Genomic DNA, 19,519 nt, shown 5'->3' with positions numbered 1-19,519 from the left:
ACGAGACGGCGCGGCCCCGTCCGGCATGATAGAATGAGACGGATGAGGGGGCCCGGCCGGTTGGGTCCCGTGAGGTTGCGGGGCAAAGGCGGCGATGGGCATCGAGATCAAGACGGTCGGGATCATCGGGGCCGGCCAGATGGGCAGCGGCATCGCGCATGTCTGCGCGGTGGCGGGCCTTGAGGTGCGCCTCAACGACCGGGAGCCCGATCGCCTCAGGAACGGCCTCGCGACCGTGAACGGCAACCTGCAGCGGCAGGTCGCCAAGGGCACCCTCACCGAGGAGGCGCGCCGGGAGGCGATCGAGCGGATCCAGCCGGTCGAGAGCTTCGAGGATTTCGGGTCCTGCGACCTCGTCATCGAGGCGGCGACCGAGGACGAGGCGATCAAGCGCTCCATCTTCTCGGCCCTGTGTCCGGCGCTGCGCCCCGAGACGATGGTGGCGACCAACACCTCGTCGATCTCGATCACGCGGCTCGCCGCCTCGACCGACCGGCCCGAGCGCTTCATCGGCATCCACTTCATGAATCCGGTGCCGGTGATGCAGCTCGTCGAGCTGATCCGCGGCATCGCCACGGAGGATCCGACCTTCGAATCGGCCCGGGCTTTCGTGACCCGGCTCGGCAAGTCGGTGACGGTGTCCGAGGATTTCCCGGCCTTCATCGTCAACCGCATCCTGCTGCCGATGATCAACGAGGCGATCTACACGCTCTACGAGGGCGTCGGCTCGGTGGATTCCATCGACACGGCGATGCGGCTCGGCGCGAACCACCCGATGGGCCCGCTGCAGCTCGCCGATTTCATCGGCCTCGACACCTGCCTGTCGATCATGCAGGTGCTCTACGAGGGCTTGGCGGATTCGAAGTACCGGCCCTGCCCGCTGCTGGTGAAATACGTCGAGGCCGGCTGGCTCGGCCGCAAGACGAAGCGCGGCTTCTACGATTACCGCGGGCCGGAGCCGGTCCCGACCCGCTGAGGCACGGTCCGCCCCCGTCGAACGGGAACAGCACCGACGCGAAAAACCCCTCCCCGGTGCCGGAGAGGGGTGGTTCCGCCTGCGCGGCCGGCGCTTACCGCTGGTTGGTCGAGCCGGTCGTGGTGGGCTGCGACGGCTGCGGATAGGCCGGATTGCCGGCGGGCACGCCGCCGCTGTTCGCCGAGGGATTGGCCGCGTTGCCGCTGCCGCTGGGCGAGCCGGTGATCTGCGTGCGGGCCGCATCGGTGCTCTGGCCCGCCACGTCGTTGGGCGACTTGGCGCCGTTCCAGGTCAGGAGCGCGACCGCGGCGACGGCGAGGAGCGCGAGGCTGCCGAGGAGCACGTAGAGCACCGGCTTGCCCTTCGCGCCCTGGCGCGCGTCGGTCGGCGTCTCGATGCGGCGATCGTCGATGGCCATGGGGATCTCTCCGAGGCTGTGCGTGAGGCCGCTTGCGGCGGCGATCTGCCCGGGCAACGGTCACCGGGCAGCCACGGTTCCGCGGAGAGACGGGTCTCATACGGTTTCCGGATGATCGCTTCGCGATGCGGAAACCGGCCTCGCTCAGGCGCCGCGCGGGCTCGTGATACGGTTTCCGAAAGTGATCTTCCGGAAACCGTATCAGAGGCCGGTCGTCAGCATGATCTTGCCGAGATGGGCGCTCGATTCCATCAGCGCATGGGCCTCGCGCGCCTGCTCCAGCGGGAAGGTGGCGTGGATCACGGTCTTGAGCGTGCCGGCGTCGAGGAGCGGCCAAACCTCCCGGCGCAGCCCCTCGGCGATCGCCGCCTTCTGGGCCACGGTGCGCGGGCGCAGGGTCGAGCCCGTCAGGGTCAGGCGCCGCACCATGATCGGGGTCAGGTTGAACTCCTCGACCTTGAAGCCCTGCAGGAAGGCGATGACGACGAGGCGGCCGTCCAGCGCCAGGGACTTCAGGTTGCGGTCGAGATAGGCCGCCCCCACCATGTCGAGGATCACATCGACGCCTTTGCCGTCGGTGAGCCGCTTCACCTCCTCGGCGAAATCCGCCTCCCGGTAGTTGATCGCCGCATCCGCCCCGAGCCGCTCGCAGAAGGTGCATTTGTCCGCCGAGCCGGCGGTGGCGTAGACGGTGGCGCCGAAATGCTTGGCGAGCTGGATCGCCGTGTAGCCGATGCCGCTCGACCCGCCATGGACGAGGAAGCGCTCGCCCTTCTGGAGGCGCCCGCGCTCGAAGACGTTGGTCCAGACCGTGTAGTAGTTCTCCGGCAGGCCCGCGGCCTCGATCAGCGAGAGCGGGCCGGGCTTGGGCAGGCACAACGCCGCATCGGCGACGCAATACTCGGCATAGCCGCCGCTGATCACCAGCGCGCAGACCTCGTCGCCCGCCGCGAGGCCGGTCACACCCTCGCCCAGGGCGACGATGCGGCCGGCGACCTCCAGGCCCGGCACCTCGGTGGCGCCGGGGGGCGGCGGGTACTTGCCGGCGCGCTGCTGGCAATCGGGCCGGTTCACTCCCGCCGCCGCCACCGCGATCAGCACCTGACCCGGGCCGGGCTTCGGCACCGGCGCGGTCTCGATGCCGATCACCTCGGGGCCGCCGGCCCCGTTGAAGCGGACCTGGCGCATGGTGTCGGGAATGGCGGGCATGGGCGGTTCCTCGTTGGTATGGGGTCGTCCTACCGACAGGGTCGCGCGGCTGGCAAGTCCGGTTTCGGCAAGTCCGGTTCCGGCAACTCCGTCAGCGCGTCCCGTACATGCGGTCGCCCGCATCCCCGAGGCCGGGGAGGATGTAGCCGTGCTCGTTGAGGTGGCTGTCGATGGAGGCGGTCCAGACCCGCACGTCGGGATGCGCGCCCTGGAACTTCGCCAAGCCCTCCGGCGCGGCCAGCAGGCAGACGAAGCGCAGGTCGCGCGCACCGCGCTCCTTGAGGCGATCCACCGCCGCGATGGCGGAATTGGCGGTGGCGAGCATCGGGTCGAGGACCAGCACCGTGCGGTCGGCGAGGTCGGACGGGGCCTTGAAGTAGTATTCCACCGCTTCGAGGGAATCCGGGTCGCGGTAGAGCCCCACATGGGCGACGCGGGCCGAGGGCAAGAGCGAGAGCATCCCGTCGAGGAAGCCGATGCCGGCGCGCAGGATCGGCGCCAGAACCAGCTTCTTGCCGGCGATCTGCACTCCCTGCATGGTCACGAGGGGCGTCTCGATCTCGATCGGCTCCAGCGGCAGGTCGCGCGTCACCTCGTAGGCGAGCAGCGTGCCGATCTCGTTCAGCAACTGGCGGAAGCCCTTGGTCGAGCGCGCCTTGTCCCGCAGCAGCGTCAGCTTGTGCTGCACCAGCGGATGGGAGACGACCGTGACCGGGGCGGCTCCCGTCGTCTCCCGCGTGCTCGCAGCCTGCATCCTGGTTCCCCTCAAGCGTGGCCGGTCCGGAGTGTAGTCCGGTCCCTCGGCTCAGAACACCGTGCCGTCGCTGGCAATCGTGAGCGGCGGCGTCCCATCCGGACGCAGGGCCCGGGCCAGCCGCCGGCCCGTCGCCCAGGTTCCCCCCTCCAGCACCTTGGCGAGGGGCAGATCGGCCGGGTCGCGGATGCCGAGGCGCTCGCGCACCAGCGGCGCCAACCGGTCGAGAAGCGCCACGGTGAGCGCCCGCCACTCCACCACCAGCTCGGATTCCACCGGATGGGCCTGCGCCGCCGCCCCGGGATCCTTGAGCGTCAGCACGCCGGTATCGAGGAACAGGCCGCCGTTGCGGTATTCCGGCAGGCCGGTGAGGGCGTCGAGGCCGGTCACCGTGATCCCCGCCTCCTCCAGCGGCTCCAGGAGCGAGTAGGCGAGCCATTGCGACAGCTTGTGGAAGGGCACGAGGCCGGCGGTCTCGCCCTCCCCGCCCGCGCGGGAATGCCGCCACGTATCGCCGAGATTGATCCCATCGAGGGTGATGCGGCCGGGCCAGATCGGGCCGAGATGGGCGAGGAGCGCCGCCAGGATCGCGCTCGCGGGGAGCTTGCCGTCCTTCGCCTGGGCGGCGAGGCGATCGGAGAGTCCGCCCGGGCGCGCCTGCGGCCCGAACCCGTCCGGATCCGCCGCGACCACCTGCCCCAGCCGGTTGAGGAGGGCCGTGCGCCCCTCCAGGCCGACGAGCGGGTTCGTGGGCGAGACCTGGAAGCCCTGGGCGAGATCGGCGACCGTGAGGCTCGCCAGCGCCCGCGCATCGACCCGGAACGGATCCTCCGGCTCCTCCGAGAACAGGCCGGAGATGAAGAGGTCGAAGCTCGCGACCGCGAGCCCCTCCGAGCGCGCGTAGGTCTCGCCCGTGCGGCCCTCCTCGTAGCGCCAGGTCGGTCCGGCGCCCGCATCGAGGAGCACGCTGACGATGACGAGGTCGAAGGCCGCCCGGGCCCGGGCCGCCACGTCCTCCCAGGGCGCCGCGTGGAGGAGGCTGCCCCAGCGGTCGAAGCCGCCGGCCGCGAAGTGCCGCCAGCGGGCGTGATAGGGGATGTCGAGATCGGGATAGGCCTCCCGGATGGTCTCGACCACCGCGTCCGCGCAGGCGCCGAGCTTGTCCGGATGGACCGCGAAGTGAGCGAGGCCGCCTTCGAGGCCGAGGGCCAGGAGCCCGTCCGCGCGGGACCGCACCGCCTCCGGGGTGAGGAGCCAGCGTGCGTCCTGGCGGGACACGATCCGGTTGTGATCCTGCGACACGCTCACAGCCTCCTCACTCTGATATTCCCGGCGCCGGAAGTCACCCCTGCCCTCGGTGCCGAGCCGGCCCTCGATGCGCGGACGGCCGTCGACCGTGCCTCGCGCCGGCCCGCACTGCACCGATGCCGCGTGCTCAGAACCGGTCGAGGTCCCGGCCCTTCACCGCGTCGAGGGCCGCGGCATCGGGCGCGTCGCCCGGGGTGTAGTAGCCCGCCGCCTTCTTGGCCTCGATCTCCACGGACGCGTCCGGCGGGATCAGCTCCGGCGGGATCGGCACCCGCTCGCCGACCTCGATGCCCGACCCCGTGATCGCGTCGTACTTCATGTTCGACATCGACATCAGCCGGTCGATGCGGCGGATGCCGAGCCAGTGCAGCACGTCGGGCATCAGCTGCTGGAAGCGCGCGTCCTGCACGCCGGCCACGCATTCGGTGCGCTCGAAATAGGTGGCGGCCGAGTCGCCGCCCTCCTGGCGCTTGCGGGCGTTGTAGACGAGGAACTTCGTCACCTCGCCGAGCGCCCGCCCCTCCTTGCGGTTGTAGACGATGACGCCGACGCCGCCGGCTTGCGCCTCCCGCACGCATTCCTCGATGCCGTGGGTGAGGTAGGGCCGGCAGGTGCAGATGTCCGAGCCGAACACGTCCGAGCCGTTGCACTCGTCGTGCACGCGGCAGGCGATGCGGGTGCCGGGGGCGGCGATGCGCTCGGCCTCGCCCATGATGTAGACCGTGCAGCCGCCGATCGGCGGCAGGAAGACCTGCATGTCCGGCCGGGTCACCAGTTCCGGGAACATGCCGCCGGTCTGCTCGAACAGGGTGCGGCGCAAGGCCGTCTCGGTGGTGCCGAAGCGCTTGGCCACGCCCGGCAGGTGCCAGACCGGATCGACGGCGATCTTGGTGACCGAGATGTCGCCGCTGGGGTGCAGGATCGTGCCGTCCGGGGCGAGCCGGTGGGCGCCGATCGCCGCCAGGATCTCGGGCAGGCCGAGCCGCGCCTTGGTGATGGCGATGGTCGGGCGGATGTCGGTGCCGGTGGCGATCTCGCGGGCGAAGACCTCGCCCGGCATGTGGCCCCAGGGATCGAGGGAGACGATCCGGTCGGGCTCGGCCCATTGCGGGTGCGGGCCGACCGGCACCACCGGATGGGTGTTGGTGAGGTCGGGCCGGGCCAGCGGGTTCAGCGCGCGTCCCGCGATGGCGAGCGCCCGGTAGAGCGAGTAGGCCCCGCCATTGGCGCCGATCACGTTGCGGTCGGCCGGGTTGGTGACGGTGCCGATGACGGGCCCGCGCTCGCGCGGGTCGGCGGCGCCCCAGCGGATCGGCCAGCGGGCGGCTCCCGGCTCCGGATGCGAGGTGAGCCGGATATGCGTCGAGCGGTTGGACGTGGTCATGCGGTCCCGCCTCATCCTGAACGGCGAAGGCTCCCCGGACTGTCCGCCCGGGGAGCCTCGTTGGCTTGACCTTGATGAGGGTGGCCCATGCGGGCCGCACCGTCAAGATTCGGGACAGTCCCGGCGATTCAGTAGTTCGAGCCGGCCCGGCGCTTGGCCATGAAGGCGTCGAACTGGTCGCGGTCGCGGGCGCGCTTCAGTTCCTCGACGAAGTCCGTGAAGGCGCGGCTCTCCTCCTCGAGGCGGCGGCGCTCCTCTTCGAGGCGCTCCAGCTCGCGCCGGCGGTACTCCTCGAAGGCCCAGTTGCCGGTATCCTGCCGGAAGGCCCCCGCCGCGTGGCCGAACCCGCCGCGGAAGCTGCGCTCGGCGAAGGATTTCAGTTCGTCGAAGGCCGGGTATCCCATGAGCTTCCACACCACGTAGGCGGCCGCGAGCGGCCAAGCATAGATGAATCCGATGACGATCGCGCCGATCTCCAGGGAGCGGCGCGGGAATGGACCGGCGCCGCGGCAGGCGCGGCCGTTCGACCAGGGGGCGGAGGAGAAGGTCACGTCGGGTCTCCCGAGGCGATGTGAATGTGAACGACATTTACATGCGGGGGCGGCCGAAGGGTTTCAAGGGTGGGGCGCAGGAGAATCGCGGGCCGGGCACAGCGGGCCCGGGACTGCCGTCATCGCCGAAGGCGTTCCGCCGTTCACGCCGGCTTGCGGCCTCACGCCGCGGCGGGAAGTCCGCCCTCGTCCGGCGAGGCATGAACGGTGCCGCTCTGCGGGAAGGGACCTTCCCGGGCCGCCGGGCCACGCCTCGAACGGCGGCCGCCCTCCTGCCCGCGGGAGCGGCGTCAGCAACACCCCGTGCGGAATCGCACGCGGTTCGGCCGGCGTGCCGGCGAATGCGCCAGGGATGCCCCGCGCATCGCCCGCAACGGAGACGATCCGATGACTACGCTCACGCTTCGCACCGGCCCCCTGCCCGCCGCCGCGCGCCTCGCCGGCTGGGCGGCGCTGCTGCCGCTCGCCCTGCTGCTGCGCGTCTCCCCGCGCGCGGCGCTGGCGGCGATCCCGGGCGGCCCCACCCAGGCCGATCTCGGCTTCGGGCTCGGGGGCCGCCGCGCCTTCAGCCGCTGAAGACCGAGGTGAGCTGCTGCCCGCCGCGGTTGATCGTCACCTCCCAGGCCGAGAGGCTGTTGCGGGTGATGCGGTCGAGATCCTTGGTGGTGGTGACCGGCAGCCCGTTGATCGCCACGATCACGTCGCCCTTCTGCAGGCCGACCCGCTGGGCGATGCTGCCGCCGTCGACCTCGGCGATCACCACGCCATCGGTCGGCAGGTCGAGCTGAAGCTCCTCGGCCACCGCCGGCGAGAGGTTGATCGCCGTGGCGCCGAGGAAGGGAGAACGGGTGCGCACCTTCAGCGTGTCGCGCGGCCGCGTCTCGGGCGCCGGGCCGAGGCGCACCGGCACGGTGATGCGGCTGGCGCCGCGCAGCACCGCGAGCTTCGTCTCGCCGCTGATTCCCTTCAGGGCGAAGCGGTAGCCGAACGCCTCCGGATCATCGACCGGCTGGCCGTCGACGCTCAGGATCACGTCGCCGCGCTTGAGGCCGGATTCCTCGGCCGGGCTCTTGGACACCATGCTGGCGACCAGCACGCCGGTCGGATGGTCGAGGCCGACGCTGTCGGCGATGTCGGGCGTCACGTTCTGGAGCCGCGCCCCGAGCCACGGCCGGCGCACGACGCGCCCGCCGCCCTTGGCGGTCTCCACCACCGCCTTGACCATGCTGGCGGGGATCGCGAAGCCGATGCCGTGGCTGCCGCCCGATTGCGAGAAGATCGCCGTGTTGATGCCGACGAGCTGCCCGTTGAGGTCCGTGAGCGCGCCGCCCGAATTGCCCGGGTTGATGGCCGCATCCGTCTGGATGAAGAACTGGTAGTCCGACGAGCCGACCTGCGTGCGGGCCAGCGCCGAGACGATGCCCTGCGTCACCGTCTGGCCGACGCCGAACGGGTTGCCGATCGCGATCACGAAATCGCCGACCTGGAGCCCCTCGGAATCCCCGAAATCCATGGCGGCGAGCCCGCCCGGAGCCTTGATGCGCAGGACCGCGAGATCGGTGCGGGGATCGCGCAGCACGATCTCGGCCGGGAATTCCCGCCGGTCGCTCAGCGCCACCTTCACCTCGTTCATGTTCTCGATGACGTGGTTGTTGGTGACGATGAGGCCCGCCGCATCGACGATCACGCCCGAGCCGAGGGAGCGCTGCGCCCGCTCCTGCGGGCCGCCCGATCCGCTCTCGCCGAAGAAGCGGCGCAGGAACTCGTCCATGGCGTTGCGGTTGGCCGAGCGCCGCTCGACATGGGCGCCGTAGACGTTGACCACGGAGGGCGCGGCCTTGCGCACCAGGGGCGCGAAGGAGAGCTGCACCTGGGCCCGGCTCTCCGGCAGGGCGCGCGTCGGCGGGGCGGGGTCGGCGCCGGCGGCGGTGGGGCCGAGGGCGAGCGCGGCGACCAGGGCCAGAGCAGCACCCGAGCGCAGCCCGATCGGGCGCTGCGCTCGGCTCGTGGTCTGAGGCGCTTCCTTTCGCCGAACCGGAATCCACTTCGGCGGGAAGCGCTCTAGCTGCGTCGGACGGCGCATCGGACAGGGCTCCGGACAGGATCGAGGGAGGGACGGGCCGACCCGTCGGCGCGGCCGGTCCCTCCTCTCCCCTATACAGCACTGCGCTGAAAAGATGGCGCCGTGGCCGTCGCGGCGGCGGGCGCGGACCGCGCGATCATGGCGGCGTAGAGCCGGGCCGAGGCCTGCGCATGCGCCGCGAGGGTGGTCGGCACCGCCCAGTAATGCGCATGGGCCGCAAGGCCCATCCGCCGCACCAGGGCATCGTCGGCGAGGTCGTGGAAGACGCGCGCGAGGAGGTGGGCCTCCGGCGGGACCACGAAGCCGGTCCCGCCCGGCACGATCCGCTCGGCGGCCCCCGCCCGGTTCGAGGCGATGGCCGGGATACCGCAGGCGAGCGCCTCGTAGACGGTGAGCGGACCGGTCTCCAACCAGCGGGAGGGGGCGACGACGGCCCGGGCCCGGGCCCGCACCAGCGCCTCGACGGCGGCCGGCTCGCGCCAGCCCAGCACCTCGACCCCCGGCATCCCGGCGAGGTCTCCGGCGAGCGGGCCGTCGCCGACGAACAGGGCCGTCAGGCCGGCCTCCCGCGCCGCCTGCGCCACGAGATCCGCCCCCTTCTCGCGGGTGAAGCGGCCGACGAAGACGACCGCATCGCCCCGGGCCGGATCGGCCGGCGCGCGGCGCTCCACCCGCACCGGGTTGTCGATGCGGTGATGGCGATAGGCGCCCGAAGGCAGCATCGCGGCGAGCCGGGCGCGGCTCGCCTCCGAGACGTGCACGAGATCGACCGGCCGGTCGCGGAAACCCCGCGCCAGGGCGGCCCGCAGGGCGACGGAGCGCGCCACGCGCACCGCCTTGTGGGCGTGCGATTGCGGATCGCAGGGGGCGGCGAGGCAGCGGGCGCCGAGCGGATCGAGGCCGCAGGGCTCCGCCCGGTCGAAGCGGTAATAGACGCCGTTCGGGCAGACCAGGAAGTAGTCGTGCAGGGTGATCGCCACCGGGAGGCGGCTTCCCGCCAGCACCGGCAGCACCGCGGGCGAGAGGCTGCGGCTCCAGTTGTGGAGGTGCAGGCAATCCGGGCGCAGATCCGCCAGGGCCGCGCGCAGCCGCCGCGCCGCCTGCCGGTTCCAGATGCCGTCGAGGGCACCGCGCCAAGCGGGCCGGTCCCAGACATCCGCGAGGCCGAGGCCGACCCGGCGGATGCCCGGGTGGTCGAGCATCGGATCGGCCGGCCCCTCGACGCCGTGCACGAGGCTCACCTGAAGGCCCGCCTCGGCGAGGCCGCGGGCGGATTCGATCGCGACCTTCTCGCCGCCGCCGCGGGGCAGGCAGAAATTCGTCAGGATGGCGACGTGCATGGGAGCGGCCCCGCGCCCGCCCGGCGGGCGGTCAGAGGCGGATTTTACCGGAGCTCAACTGCCGGGTCGTAAACAGATCCCCGGCGGAGACAGCTTCCATGGACGTCGTCCTCATTCTCGACCACGGCCATATCAATGGCGGGCAGGCGAAGGTCGCGATCGAATCCGCCCTCGGGCTCGCCGCCCGCGGCCACCGGGTGGATCTCCTCGCCGCGGTCGGGCCGGTGGACCCGCGGCTGGAGGCCGCCGGGATCGGCGTCACCTGCCTCGGCCAGCCCGACATCGCCACCGCGACCTCGAAGCTCGCCTTCACCGCCCAGATGCTGTGGAACGCTCCCGCCGAGCGGGCGCTCGCCCGGCTCCTCGCCGGCCGCGACCCCGGCCGGACCCTGGTGCACGTGCATGCCTGGGCGAAGGCGCTCTCGCCCGCGATCTTCGCGGCGATCCGGAAGGCCGGGCTGCCCGCCCTCTACACGATGCACGAGTTCTTCCTCGTCTGCCCGAATGGCGGCCTCTACGATTTCCGCCGCCACGCGATCTGCCGCCGCACGCCGCTCTCGGCCGCCTGCATCGCGACGAACTGCGACATGCGCAGCTACCCGCGCAAGGCGATGCGGCTCGCCCGGCACCTCCTGCTGGAGCAGGTGGCGCGCTGGCCCGAGGGCATCCGGGACGTGGTGACGATCAGCGCCCTGCAGGAGGAGGTCGCCGGCCCGCTGCTGCCGGAGGGCGTGCGCCTGCACCGGATCGACAACCCGATCGCGGTCGCGGATGCGGGGCCGAAACCCGCGGGCGCGGCCGGGCCGGTCACCTATGTGGGCCGCCTCTCCACCGAGAAGGGCGTGCTGCTCTTCGCGGAAGCGGCGCGGCGGGCGGGCATCGCGCCGGTCTTCGTCGGCGACGGGCCGGAGGCCGCGACCCTGCGCGACCGCTACCCCGAGGCGCAGCTCCTCGGCTGGCGGGACGCGGCGGGCGTGCGCGAGGCCCTGCGGGCCGCCTCCGCCCTGGTGTTCCCGTCGATCTGGTACGAGGGCCAGCCGCTCACGGTCTACGAGGCGCTGGCGCTCGGAACGCCGGTCGTGGTCAGCGACGCCTGCGCGGGCTGCGAGGCGGTGGCGGACGGGGAGACCGGCTACTGGTTCCCCTCCGACGATGCGGATGCCCTCGCGGAGCGGCTGATCCGCCTGCGGGATCCCGCCACCGCGGCGCGGCTCGGAGCGGAGGCGCACCGGCGCTACTGGACGCGGCCCCTGACGCTCGCGGCCCATTGCGACCGCCTGGAGGAGGTCTACGGGCTCGTGCTGCGAGAGGCCGCGGACCCGGCCGCGATGCGGGCAGGCGGCCCGCGACTCGCGCCGGTCGCCTGAGGCTCCCGAATCACGGCCGGGCCCCGCGCGTTCGTCCGGCGCCCCGCACCGGAACGGCGCCCGCGACCGGAGATCCCCATGCCGCGGACCGAACGACGCGCGCGAGAAGCTCCGGCCCTCGCCAGGACGGCAGCCGCCCGAAGGACAAGTCCCTGCCGGACAACCGGCCGGCGAAGCTCGACGAGCGCCTGGATGACGGGCTGGAGGAGACCTTTCCGTCGAGCGATCCCGTCGCCGTGAAGGTGACGAAGGAGGGACCCGGACGCGGGTCCCTCGCCCCAGGAGGCGACGTCCACGGCTCTCGGCTGCCGGCTCATCGGCTGAACGATCCTGGAGGGCGCAACGCCCCTCATGAGGCGGGGCAGCGGATGCCACGAACGGGATTGGATACCGGTGATTTCCGCGCCGGCTTTTCTCGATCCCCTGCTCCGCGCGGCGCGAGCCTCACGGCCATCTCGGGGCCTCGGACGAGGGGAGCGACGCCCCGCAGCCGCGCGATCCCCACCCTGACCGTTTCCCGAACCCCATGATGTGCTACAGGGCGCGCCGGCCCCGCCAACCCGCCGGAGCGTGATGTCGCCGATCATCACCGTCGCCAACCTGTCGAAGGTCTATGCCTCCGGCTTCCAGGCGCTGAAATCCGTGTCCCTCGACATCCGCCGCGGCGAGATCTTCGCCCTGCTCGGGCCCAACGGCGCCGGCAAGACGACGCTGATCGGCATCGTCTGCGGCATCGTCAGCCCCACCGAGGGGCGCGTGACGGTCGGCGGCCACGACATCCGGGATCAGTACCGGCAGGCGCGCTCCCTGATCGGCCTCGTGCCGCAGGAACTCACCACGGATGCCTTCGAGACCGTCTGGGCCACCGTGAGCTTCAGCCGCGGCCTGTTCGGCCTCAAGCCCGATCCCGGCCATATCGAGCGGGTGCTCAAGGACCTCTCGCTCTGGGACAAGCGCGACAGCAAGATCATGACGCTGTCGGGCGGCATGAAGCGGCGGGTGCTGATCGCCAAGGCGCTCTCGCACGAGCCGCAGGTGCTCTTCCTCGACGAGCCGACCGCGGGCGTGGACGTGGCCCTGCGCCAGGACATGTGGCGCCTCGTGCGCCGCCTGCGCGACCAGGGCGTCACCGTGATCCTCACCACCCACTACATCGAGGAGGCCGAGGAGATGGCCGACCGGGTCGGCGTGATCCGGCGCGGCGAGATCATCCTGGTCGAGGAGAAGGCCGAGCTGATGCGCAAGCTCGGCCGCAAGCAGCTCATCCTCCAGCTCCAGGCGCGGCTCCTCGCGGTGCCGGACGGGCTCTCGGCCCATCGCCTCGACCTGTCGGGGGACGGGATGGAGCTCACCTACACCTACGACAGCCAGGGTGAGCGCACCGGCATCACGGCCCTGCTCACCGATCTGCGCGCGGCCGGCATCCGCTTCCGCGACCTCCAGACCCGGCAAAGCTCCCTCGAGGACATCTTCGTCGGCCTCGTCAAGGATCACGCATGAACTGGCCCGCGATCCGCGCGATCTACCTGTTCGAGATGGCGCGCGCCTGGCGCACCTTGCTGCAGAGCATCGTCGCGCCGGTGATCTCGACCTCGCTCTACTTCGTGGTCTTCGGCGCGGCGATCGGCTCGCGCCTCACCGTGGTGGAGGGCGTGCCCTACGGGGCCTTCATCGTGCCGGGCCTGATCATGCTCTCGCTCCTCACGCAGAGCATCTCCAACGCCTCCTTCGGCATCTACTTCCCGCGCTTCTCGGGCACGATCTACGAGATCCTCTCCGCGCCGATCTCGCCGATCGAGATCGTGGCCGGCTACGTGGGGGCGGCGGCCTCGAAATCGATCCTGCTCGGGCTGATCATCCTGGCGACCGCGTCCGTGTTCGTGCCGCTGCGCATCGAGCACCCGGTCTTCATGGTGCTGTTCCTCGTCCTCACCGCGGTGACCTTCAGCCTGTTCGGCTTCGTCATCGGCCTGTGGGCGGACGGGTTCGAGAAGCTGCAGCTCGTGCCGCTCCTCATCGTCACGCCGCTGACCTTCCTCGGTGGGAGCTTCTACTCCATCGACATGCTGCCGCCGTTCTGGCGGGCGGTCAGCCTCGTCAACCCGGTGGTCTATCTGGTCAGCGGCTTCCGCTGGAGCTTCTTCGGCCACGGCGACGTCAGCGTGGGCCTGAGCCTGACGATGGCGCTCGCCTTCTTCGCCATCTGCCTCGGCCTCGTCGCCTGGATGTTCCGGACCGGCTACCGGCTGAAGACCTGACGGGACCCGGGCGGCGCCCGCGGCGGCCGGGTTCAGGCCGCGCGACGCGGCCATCCGCCCGCCCCCTTCCGGGCGATCACGACGGGAGCGGCAGGAGATTCGGCATCCCGCACGAGAAGTGCCGCGAAGCGGTGCTGCTTCTGCGCCGGGGCCGGCAGGCGGCCGCGTCGTGACCTTCCGTGGTGAATCCCGGATCCCCGTCCCCTGCGGTCCCGTCGTGCAAGCCCGAACGGGCCCGGAAGGGCGGCAGGCATGCTCTCCACGATGGGATTCTCGGGGATTCCCGGGGATTCCCGGCAGCACGCTGCGAGCGAGGACATCGCCTTCACCACACCTCTCATCGGCCAAGGCCGGAACACAAGGGCGCGCATGGACCCGCAATCTCCCTCCCGCAAACCTCCCTCTTGCAAACCTCCCTCTTGCAAATCTGATATATCAGTTTACGGTTCGGGTCAGGGAGGCCCTCCGGGACCGGTGCGGGCAAGCGCCGGCGGACGAGGGGTGACGCGATGACGGGCACATCCACGCCGATCATGCGCAAGGCGCCGAACCGCATCCCGTCCGCCCCGCGGCCGGGCCGGGCGCCCTCCGCCGCGACCGTGATCCGCCAGGACCTGCGCGCCGGGATCGCCTCGCTCGCCCTGCTGCCCGGCCAGCCGATCAACGAGAAGGAGATCGCCGCCCGCTACGGCGTGAGCCGCACCCCCGTGCACGAGGCGGTGCTGAAGCTCGCCGACGAGGGGCTGGTCGAGATCTTTCCCCAGGCCGGCACCTACGTCGCCCGCATCCCCTATCGCGACCTGCCGGAGGTCATCGTGATCCGCCGGGCCCTGGAGGAATCGAGCGCCCGGCTCGCCGCCGAGCACGCCACGCCGGCCGGCCTCGCTGGGCTGGAGCGCATCATGACCGCGCTCGACGCGGCCGCCGCCGCGCAGGATCGCGAGACCTTCCACCAGCGCGACGAGGATTTCCACGCCGCCGTCGCGGCGGCGGCCGGCTATCCGGGCCTGTGGCGGCTGACCCAGCAGGTGAAGATCCAGGTCGACCGCTTCCGGCGCCTGACCCTGCCGCAGGCCGGCCGCTTCGACCGCGTGCTCGTCGAGCACCGCGCGGTGCTCGACGCCATCCGGGCCCGCGAGCCCGCCACCGCCGGCGCCGCCATGAGCGCCCATCTCGACGGCCTGCTCGCCGATCTCGGCGGCATCGCCGGCCTCAACCCCGATTACTTCGACATGTCCGGGAGCGGCCCGCGCCTCCCCGGAGCCATGGAGTGACCATGACCGAACCGACGATCGAGATCCGCCAGGTGGCCCATCCGGAGGCCGTGCGCGGCTTCGACACGGAGACGCTGCGCCGCCATTTCCTGATCGAGCGCCTGTTCGCGCCGGGCGAGGTGCTGCTGACCTACAGCCACATCGACCGGCTCGTCGTCGGCGGCGCCACCCCGGGGGCGGAGCCGCTGGTGCTGCCCACCCCGAAGGCCGTCGGCACCGACGCCTTCCTGGCCCGCCGGGAACTCGGCACCATCAATGTCGGGGGCCCCGGCCGCGTCCATGTCGGCGGGCAGAGCCACGAGGTCGGCCCGCGCGACGCGCTCTATATCGGGATGGGCGCGGGCGAGGTCTCCTTCGAGAGCCGGGATCCCGCCAATCCGGCGAAGTTCTACCTCATCAGCACCCCGGCGCATGCGGCCCATCCCACCGTCCTGATCCCGCAGGACCGCGCCAAGACCATGCAGATCGGCGAGCAGGCGACCAGCAACCGCCGCACCATCCGCCAGTACATCATCCCGGGCGTCTGCACCTCCTGCCAGCTCGTGATGGGCCTGACCCAGCTCGAACCCGGCAGCACCTGGAACACGATGCCCTGCCACACCCATGACCGGCGCTCCGAGGTCTATCTCTACTTCGACCTCGACCCCAATGCCCGGGTCCTCCACCTGATGGGCGAGCCGCAGGAGACGCGCCACCTCGTGGTGGGGAGCGAGCAGGCCGTGCTCTCGCCCGGCTGGTCGATCCACTCCGGCGTCGGCACCAGCCACTACGCCTTCATCTGGGCGATGGGCGGCGACAACCAAGACTACACGGACATGGACATGGTCGCGATGAGCGACCTGCGCTGAGGGGAGAGCCGTGATGAATCCCTTCGATCTCACCGGCCGCCGGGCCGTCGTCACCGGCGCCAATACCGGGCTCGGCCGCGGCATCGCGGTGGCGCTGGCCGAGGCCGGCGCCGCCATCGTCGCGGTCGGCCGCTCGGACATGGGCGAGACCCGCGAGGCGGTGGCCGCCACCGGCCGCAGCTTCCGCGCCGTCACGGCCGATCTCGGCAGCCTGGAGCCCATCCCCCGCATCGTCGCGGAGGCGAGCGAGGAGGGCCCTGTCGACATCTTGGTCAACAACGCCGGCACGATCCGGCGCGCCGCGGCCATCGACTTCACGGAAGACGATTGGGATGCGGTGCTCGACGTCAACCTGAAGTCGGTCTTCTTCCTGTCGCAGGGCTTCGCGCGCGGCATGCTGGAGCGGGGGCGCGGCGGCAAGATCATCCACGTCGCCTCGATGATGTCCTTCCAGGGCGGCATCCGCATCGCGTCCTACACGGCCTCGAAGAGCGGGCTCGCCGGGCTGACGCGGCTGATGGCGAACGAGTGGGCGGGCCAGGGCATCAACGTCAACGCCATCGCGCCGGGCTACTTCGCCACCAACAACACCGCGCCCCTGCGGGCCGACCCGGAGCGCAACGGCCAGATCCTCGGCCGCATCCCCGCCGGGCGCTGGGGCGATCCCCGCGACCTCGGCGGGGCGGCGGTCTTCCTCGCCTCGCCGGCCGCCGACTACGTGCACGGCATCCTCCTGCCGGTCGACGGCGGCTGGCTCGCGCGCTGAGGAGCCGCCGATGCGCTACCATTTCGACTTCGAGGCCCTGGTCGAATACTGGCCGGACTTCCTGATGGGAGCGCTGACGACGCTGGAGATGACCGCCGTCGCCACGGCCCTCGGCCTCGTCATCGGCGTCCTGTGCGCCATCGGACGGCGCAGCCCGCGGGCCTGGATCGCGGGGGCCTGCGGCGCCTATGTCGAGACGGTCCGCAACACCCCCTACCTGATCCAGATCTTCTTCATCTTCTTCGGGCTCTCCAGCGTCGGGATGCGGCTGCCGGTGCTGGCCGCCGCCATCCTCACCCTCGTCATCAATGTCGGGGCCTATACGGGCGAGATCGTGCGGGCGGGCATGGACACCATCCCGCACGGCCAGATCGAGGCCGCCGAATCGCTCGGGCTCACCCGCGCCCAGATCTACTGGGACATCATCCTGCGCCCGGCCCTGGAGCGGGTCTATCCGGCGCTCACCAGCCAGTTCGTGCTGATGATGCTCGCCTCCTCGGTGACCTCGCAGATCTCCGCCGAGGAGCTGACGGCGGTGGCCAACAACATCACCTCGGTCACCTTCCGCAGCTTCGAGACCTACCTCGTGGTGGCGGGCCTCTACCTGCTGCTGGCCCTGCTCCTGAAGCTCGCCTTCCACGCGCTCGCCCAGGTGCTGTTTCCCCGCCGCCGCCGGCTCGGCACGGCGCTCTAGGGGAGGGACGCGGCATGGACAGCTTCTCCCTCAACCACCTCGTCTTCCTCCTGGAGGGCGTCCTCTGGACGGTGGTGCTCTCGGGGCTCGCCTTCGTGCTGGGGAGCCTCGCGGGCTTCGGCGTGATGCTCCTGCGCACGGCCCGCTCGGCCTGGCTGCGCCGGGTCTCCTTCGCCTACGTACAGGTGATCCAGGGCCTGCCGCTCCTGATCCTGTTGTTCTGCGTCTATTTCGGCCTCGGCGTCGTCGGCATCGAGCTGTCGCCGCTCGTCGCCGCCGCGCTCTCGCTGATGATCTATTGCAGCGCCTTCCTGGGCGAGATCTGGCGCGGCTGCGTCGAGGCGGTGCCGCGCACGCAATCCGAGGCGGCCGAGTGCCTCGCCCTGTCGCGCTGGCAGGTGCTCGTCGACGTGGTCCTGCCCCAGGCCGCCCGCATCGCGGTGCCGCCCACGGTCGGCTTCTTCGTGCAGGTGCTCAAGAGCACCTCGCTCGCCTCGGTGGTCGGCTTCGTGGAGCTCACCCGGGCGAGCCAGCTCATCAACAACTCGGTGTTCCAGCCCTTCCTGGTCTTCGGGCTGGCGGGCTGCCTGTACTTCGCCCTCTGCTACCCGCTCTCGCGCTGGAGCCGCAGGCTCGAAAGGAGGCTCAATGTCGGCCGTCGTCAGCCTGCGTGACGTGCACAAGCGCTTCGGCCCGGTGGAGGTGCTGAAGGGCGTGAGCTTCGAGGTGACGGCCGGGGAGGTCGTCGCGGTGATCGGCCCGAGCGGCTCGGGCAAGAGCACGGCCCTGCGCTGCATCAACCGGCTGGAGGCGATCCAGTCCGGCGAGATCGAGGTCTGCGGCCGGCGGGTGGACGATCCCGCCCTCGACCTGCGGGCCCTGCGCCGGGACGTCGGCATGGTGTTCCAGAGCTACAACCTGTTCCCGCACCTGACGGTGGCCGAGAACATCACGCTGGCGCCCCGCCGGGTGAAGCGCACGCCCGGCCGGGAGGCCCGCGCGCTCGCCGAGGAGGCGCTCGCGCGGGTGGGGCTCGCCGACAAGATCGACGCCTATCCGGAGCAGCTCTCGGGGGGGCAGCAGCAGCGCGTCGCCATCGCGCGGTCCCTCGCCATGCAGCCCAAGGTGATGTTGTTCGACGAGGTCACCTCGGCCCTCGACCCGCACCTGACGGGGGAGGTGCTGAAGGTGATGGAGGCGCTCGCCCGCGGCGGCATGACCATGATCTGCGTGACGCACGAGATGGGCTTCGCCCGCCGCGTCGCGAACCGGGTGATCTTCATGCACACGGGCAAGGTCTGGGAGACCGGCCCGGGGGCGATGCTGACCGCGCCGCAGACGCCGGAACTGAGGACGTTCCTCGCCTCGGAGCTGTGAGCCGGACGATCCGACGGGGCGGCGCCGCTCCATCGGCCCGCTGGCATCGGCACCCGCCCGGATCATCGAACGACGAACACGACATCAGGAGGAAACGCCATGACCCATCTCACCCGCCGCGGCGCCCTGCTCACGCTGACCGCCGCCGGCCTCGTCGGCGCAGCCCCCCTCGCCCGGGCCGAGAGCCTGGACGACATCCGCAAGGCCAGGAAGGTCCGCATCGCGGTCGCCATCGGCATCCCGCGCTTCGCCTTCATCGACAAGGACCTGAAGCCCACCGGCTCGGACGTCGAGACCGCCAAGCTCATCGCCCAGGATCTCGGGGCCACCCTCGACCTCGTGCAGATCACCAACGCGGCCCGGGTGCCGACCATCCAGACCCGCAAGGCCGACATCCTGGTCGCCAGCCTCGCGGTCACGCCGGAGCGCAAGAAGGTCATCGACTTCACGGTGCCCTACGCCACGCTCAACATCATCGTGGCGGGCGCGCCCGGCCTCGCCGTGAAGGGCTATCCGGACATCGTCGGCAAGCGCATCGGCGTCACCCGCGCCACCGTCAACGACATGCTGGTGACCCAGAACGCCAAGGGCGCCGAGATCGTGCGCTTCGAGGACGACGCCACGCTCATCACCGCCGCGGTGTCGGGGCAGGTCGATCTCGTCTCGACCCAGGAGGCCGTGGTCGCGGTGATGAACGAGAAGCGGGCGGACAAGCCCTTCGAGACCAAGTTCGTGCAGAGCGAACTCAACCTCGGCATCGCCCTGCCGCAGGGCGAGGACAAGCTGAAGACCTGGCTCAACGACTGGGTGCGCACCAACATGGAGAGCGGACGCCTCAACACGGTCTTCCGCCAGTTCCACGGCCGCGACCTGCCGGCGGACCTCGTCCAGCGCGGCTGACGGGCGACCGGC

The 19,519-nt window shown here is 71.3% G+C and carries 20 protein-coding genes; 12 read left to right on the top strand and 8 right to left on the bottom strand.

Features of this window, described 5'->3' with window-relative positions; genetic code table 11:
• Nucleotides 1-94 precede the first annotated feature (94 nt).
• Nucleotides 95-976 carry a 3-hydroxybutyryl-CoA dehydrogenase gene (locus ACE101_RS17235; protein ID WP_379131819.1) on the top strand — a complete coding sequence of 294 codons (882 nt, stop codon included), beginning with the start codon at nt 95-97 and terminating at the stop codon, nt 974-976.
• Between the two features lie 94 nt (nt 977-1,070).
• Here the strand turns inward: ACE101_RS17235 and ACE101_RS17230 are convergent, their stop codons facing one another.
• From ACE101_RS17230 to ACE101_RS17205, 6 genes are all read right to left on the bottom strand, one after another.
• Complete coding sequence (locus tag ACE101_RS17230; RefSeq protein WP_379131816.1) at nt 1,071-1,394, bottom strand: hypothetical protein; 324 nt, start codon at nt 1,392-1,394, stop codon at nt 1,071-1,073.
• 201 nt (nt 1,395-1,595) lie between these two features.
• Nucleotides 1,596-2,603, bottom strand: a complete 1,008-nt coding sequence (locus tag ACE101_RS17225) for an NAD(P)H-quinone oxidoreductase (protein ID WP_379131814.1) — start codon at nt 2,601-2,603, stop codon at nt 1,596-1,598.
• Nucleotides 2,604-2,694: 91 nt separating this feature from the next.
• Nucleotides 2,695-3,357 carry a uracil phosphoribosyltransferase gene (upp, locus tag ACE101_RS17220; protein ID WP_379131811.1) on the bottom strand — a complete coding sequence of 221 codons (663 nt, stop codon included), beginning with the start codon at nt 3,355-3,357 and terminating at the stop codon, nt 2,695-2,697.
• A 51-nt stretch (nt 3,358-3,408) separates the two neighbouring features.
• The gene (locus ACE101_RS17215) at nt 3,409-4,665 is read right to left on the bottom strand and encodes a URC4/urg3 family protein (protein ID WP_379131809.1); all 1,257 of its coding nucleotides are present in this window, start codon (nt 4,663-4,665) and stop codon (nt 3,409-3,411) included.
• Nucleotides 4,666-4,792: 127 nt separating this feature from the next.
• Nucleotides 4,793-6,049, bottom strand: coding sequence for a GTP cyclohydrolase II (locus ACE101_RS17210; protein ID WP_379131807.1), 1,257 nt, complete (start codon nt 6,047-6,049; stop codon nt 4,793-4,795).
• Between the two features lie 128 nt (nt 6,050-6,177).
• Nucleotides 6,178-6,600: a DUF2852 domain-containing protein gene (locus ACE101_RS17205; RefSeq protein WP_379131804.1), complete on the bottom strand. Its 423-nt coding sequence runs from the start codon at nt 6,598-6,600 to the stop codon at nt 6,178-6,180.
• A 387-nt stretch (nt 6,601-6,987) separates the two neighbouring features.
• On the opposite strand from ACE101_RS17205, the gene ACE101_RS17200 reads away from it, so the two are divergent.
• Nucleotides 6,988-7,176, top strand: a complete 189-nt coding sequence (locus tag ACE101_RS17200) for a hypothetical protein (protein ID WP_379131801.1) — start codon at nt 6,988-6,990, stop codon at nt 7,174-7,176.
• On the opposite strand, the gene ACE101_RS17195 is transcribed toward ACE101_RS17200, so the two are convergent.
• Nucleotides 7,166-8,683: a DegQ family serine endoprotease gene (locus ACE101_RS17195; RefSeq protein ID WP_379131798.1), complete on the bottom strand. Its 1,518-nt coding sequence runs from the start codon at nt 8,681-8,683 to the stop codon at nt 7,166-7,168. The genes ACE101_RS17200 and ACE101_RS17195 overlap by 11 nt on opposite strands.
• A 71-nt stretch (nt 8,684-8,754) precedes the next feature.
• Nucleotides 8,755-10,023 (bottom strand): glycosyltransferase family 4 protein, encoded by a 1,269-nt coding sequence (locus ACE101_RS17190; protein ID WP_379131795.1) that lies wholly within the window; start codon nt 10,021-10,023, stop codon nt 8,755-8,757.
• A 98-nt stretch (nt 10,024-10,121) separates the two neighbouring features.
• Here ACE101_RS17190 and ACE101_RS17185 point away from each other — a divergent pair, with 98 nt between their 5' ends.
• The 10 genes from ACE101_RS17185 to ACE101_RS17140 all read left to right on the top strand — a co-directional run bounded on the left by ACE101_RS17185 (nt 10,122) and on the right by ACE101_RS17140 (nt 19,507).
• Entirely contained in the window at nt 10,122-11,390 is a 1,269-nt protein-coding gene (locus tag ACE101_RS17185; RefSeq protein WP_379131792.1) for a glycosyltransferase family 4 protein, read from the top strand.
• A gap of 573 nt (nt 11,391-11,963) precedes the next feature.
• On the top strand, nt 11,964-12,890 hold the full coding sequence (locus tag ACE101_RS17180) for an ABC transporter ATP-binding protein (RefSeq protein WP_379131789.1): 927 nt from the start codon (nt 11,964-11,966) through the stop codon (nt 12,888-12,890).
• Nucleotides 12,887-13,648: an ABC transporter permease gene (locus ACE101_RS17175; RefSeq protein ID WP_379131787.1), complete on the top strand. Its 762-nt coding sequence runs from the start codon at nt 12,887-12,889 to the stop codon at nt 13,646-13,648. The genes ACE101_RS17180 and ACE101_RS17175 overlap by 4 nt, the downstream gene beginning before the upstream one ends.
• Before the next feature lie 509 nt (nt 13,649-14,157).
• Nucleotides 14,158-14,922: a GntR family transcriptional regulator gene (locus ACE101_RS17170; protein ID WP_379131784.1), complete on the top strand. Its 765-nt coding sequence runs from the start codon at nt 14,158-14,160 to the stop codon at nt 14,920-14,922.
• A gap of 2 nt (nt 14,923-14,924) precedes the next feature.
• Nucleotides 14,925-15,770, top strand: a complete 846-nt coding sequence (kduI, locus tag ACE101_RS17165) for a 5-dehydro-4-deoxy-D-glucuronate isomerase (protein ID WP_379131781.1) — start codon at nt 14,925-14,927, stop codon at nt 15,768-15,770.
• 13 nt (nt 15,771-15,783) lie between these two features.
• Nucleotides 15,784-16,536: a 2-dehydro-3-deoxy-D-gluconate 5-dehydrogenase KduD gene (gene kduD, locus ACE101_RS17160; RefSeq protein WP_379131778.1), complete on the top strand. Its 753-nt coding sequence runs from the start codon at nt 15,784-15,786 to the stop codon at nt 16,534-16,536.
• Between the two features lie 10 nt (nt 16,537-16,546).
• On the top strand, nt 16,547-17,230 hold the full coding sequence (locus ACE101_RS17155; protein ID WP_379131776.1) for an amino acid ABC transporter permease: 684 nt from the start codon (nt 16,547-16,549) through the stop codon (nt 17,228-17,230).
• A 14-nt stretch (nt 17,231-17,244) separates the two neighbouring features.
• Nucleotides 17,245-17,904: an amino acid ABC transporter permease gene (locus ACE101_RS17150; protein ID WP_379131774.1), complete on the top strand. Its 660-nt coding sequence runs from the start codon at nt 17,245-17,247 to the stop codon at nt 17,902-17,904.
• Nucleotides 17,879-18,607, top strand: a complete 729-nt coding sequence (locus ACE101_RS17145; RefSeq protein ID WP_379131772.1) for an amino acid ABC transporter ATP-binding protein — start codon at nt 17,879-17,881, stop codon at nt 18,605-18,607. Before ACE101_RS17150 ends, ACE101_RS17145 begins: the two co-directional genes overlap by 26 nt.
• 99 nt (nt 18,608-18,706) lie before the next feature.
• Nucleotides 18,707-19,507: a transporter substrate-binding domain-containing protein gene (locus tag ACE101_RS17140; RefSeq protein ID WP_379131769.1), complete on the top strand. Its 801-nt coding sequence runs from the start codon at nt 18,707-18,709 to the stop codon at nt 19,505-19,507.
• Nucleotides 19,508-19,519: the final 12 nt, after the last annotated feature.

The sequence above is a fragment of the Methylobacterium carpenticola genome (genome assembly GCF_042748905.1).
GTDB lineage: Bacteria > Pseudomonadota > Alphaproteobacteria > Rhizobiales > Beijerinckiaceae > Methylobacterium > Methylobacterium carpenticola.
The sequence above is the reverse complement of the archived record's forward strand: the minus strand, read 5'-3'. Positions and strand labels throughout refer to the sequence as shown.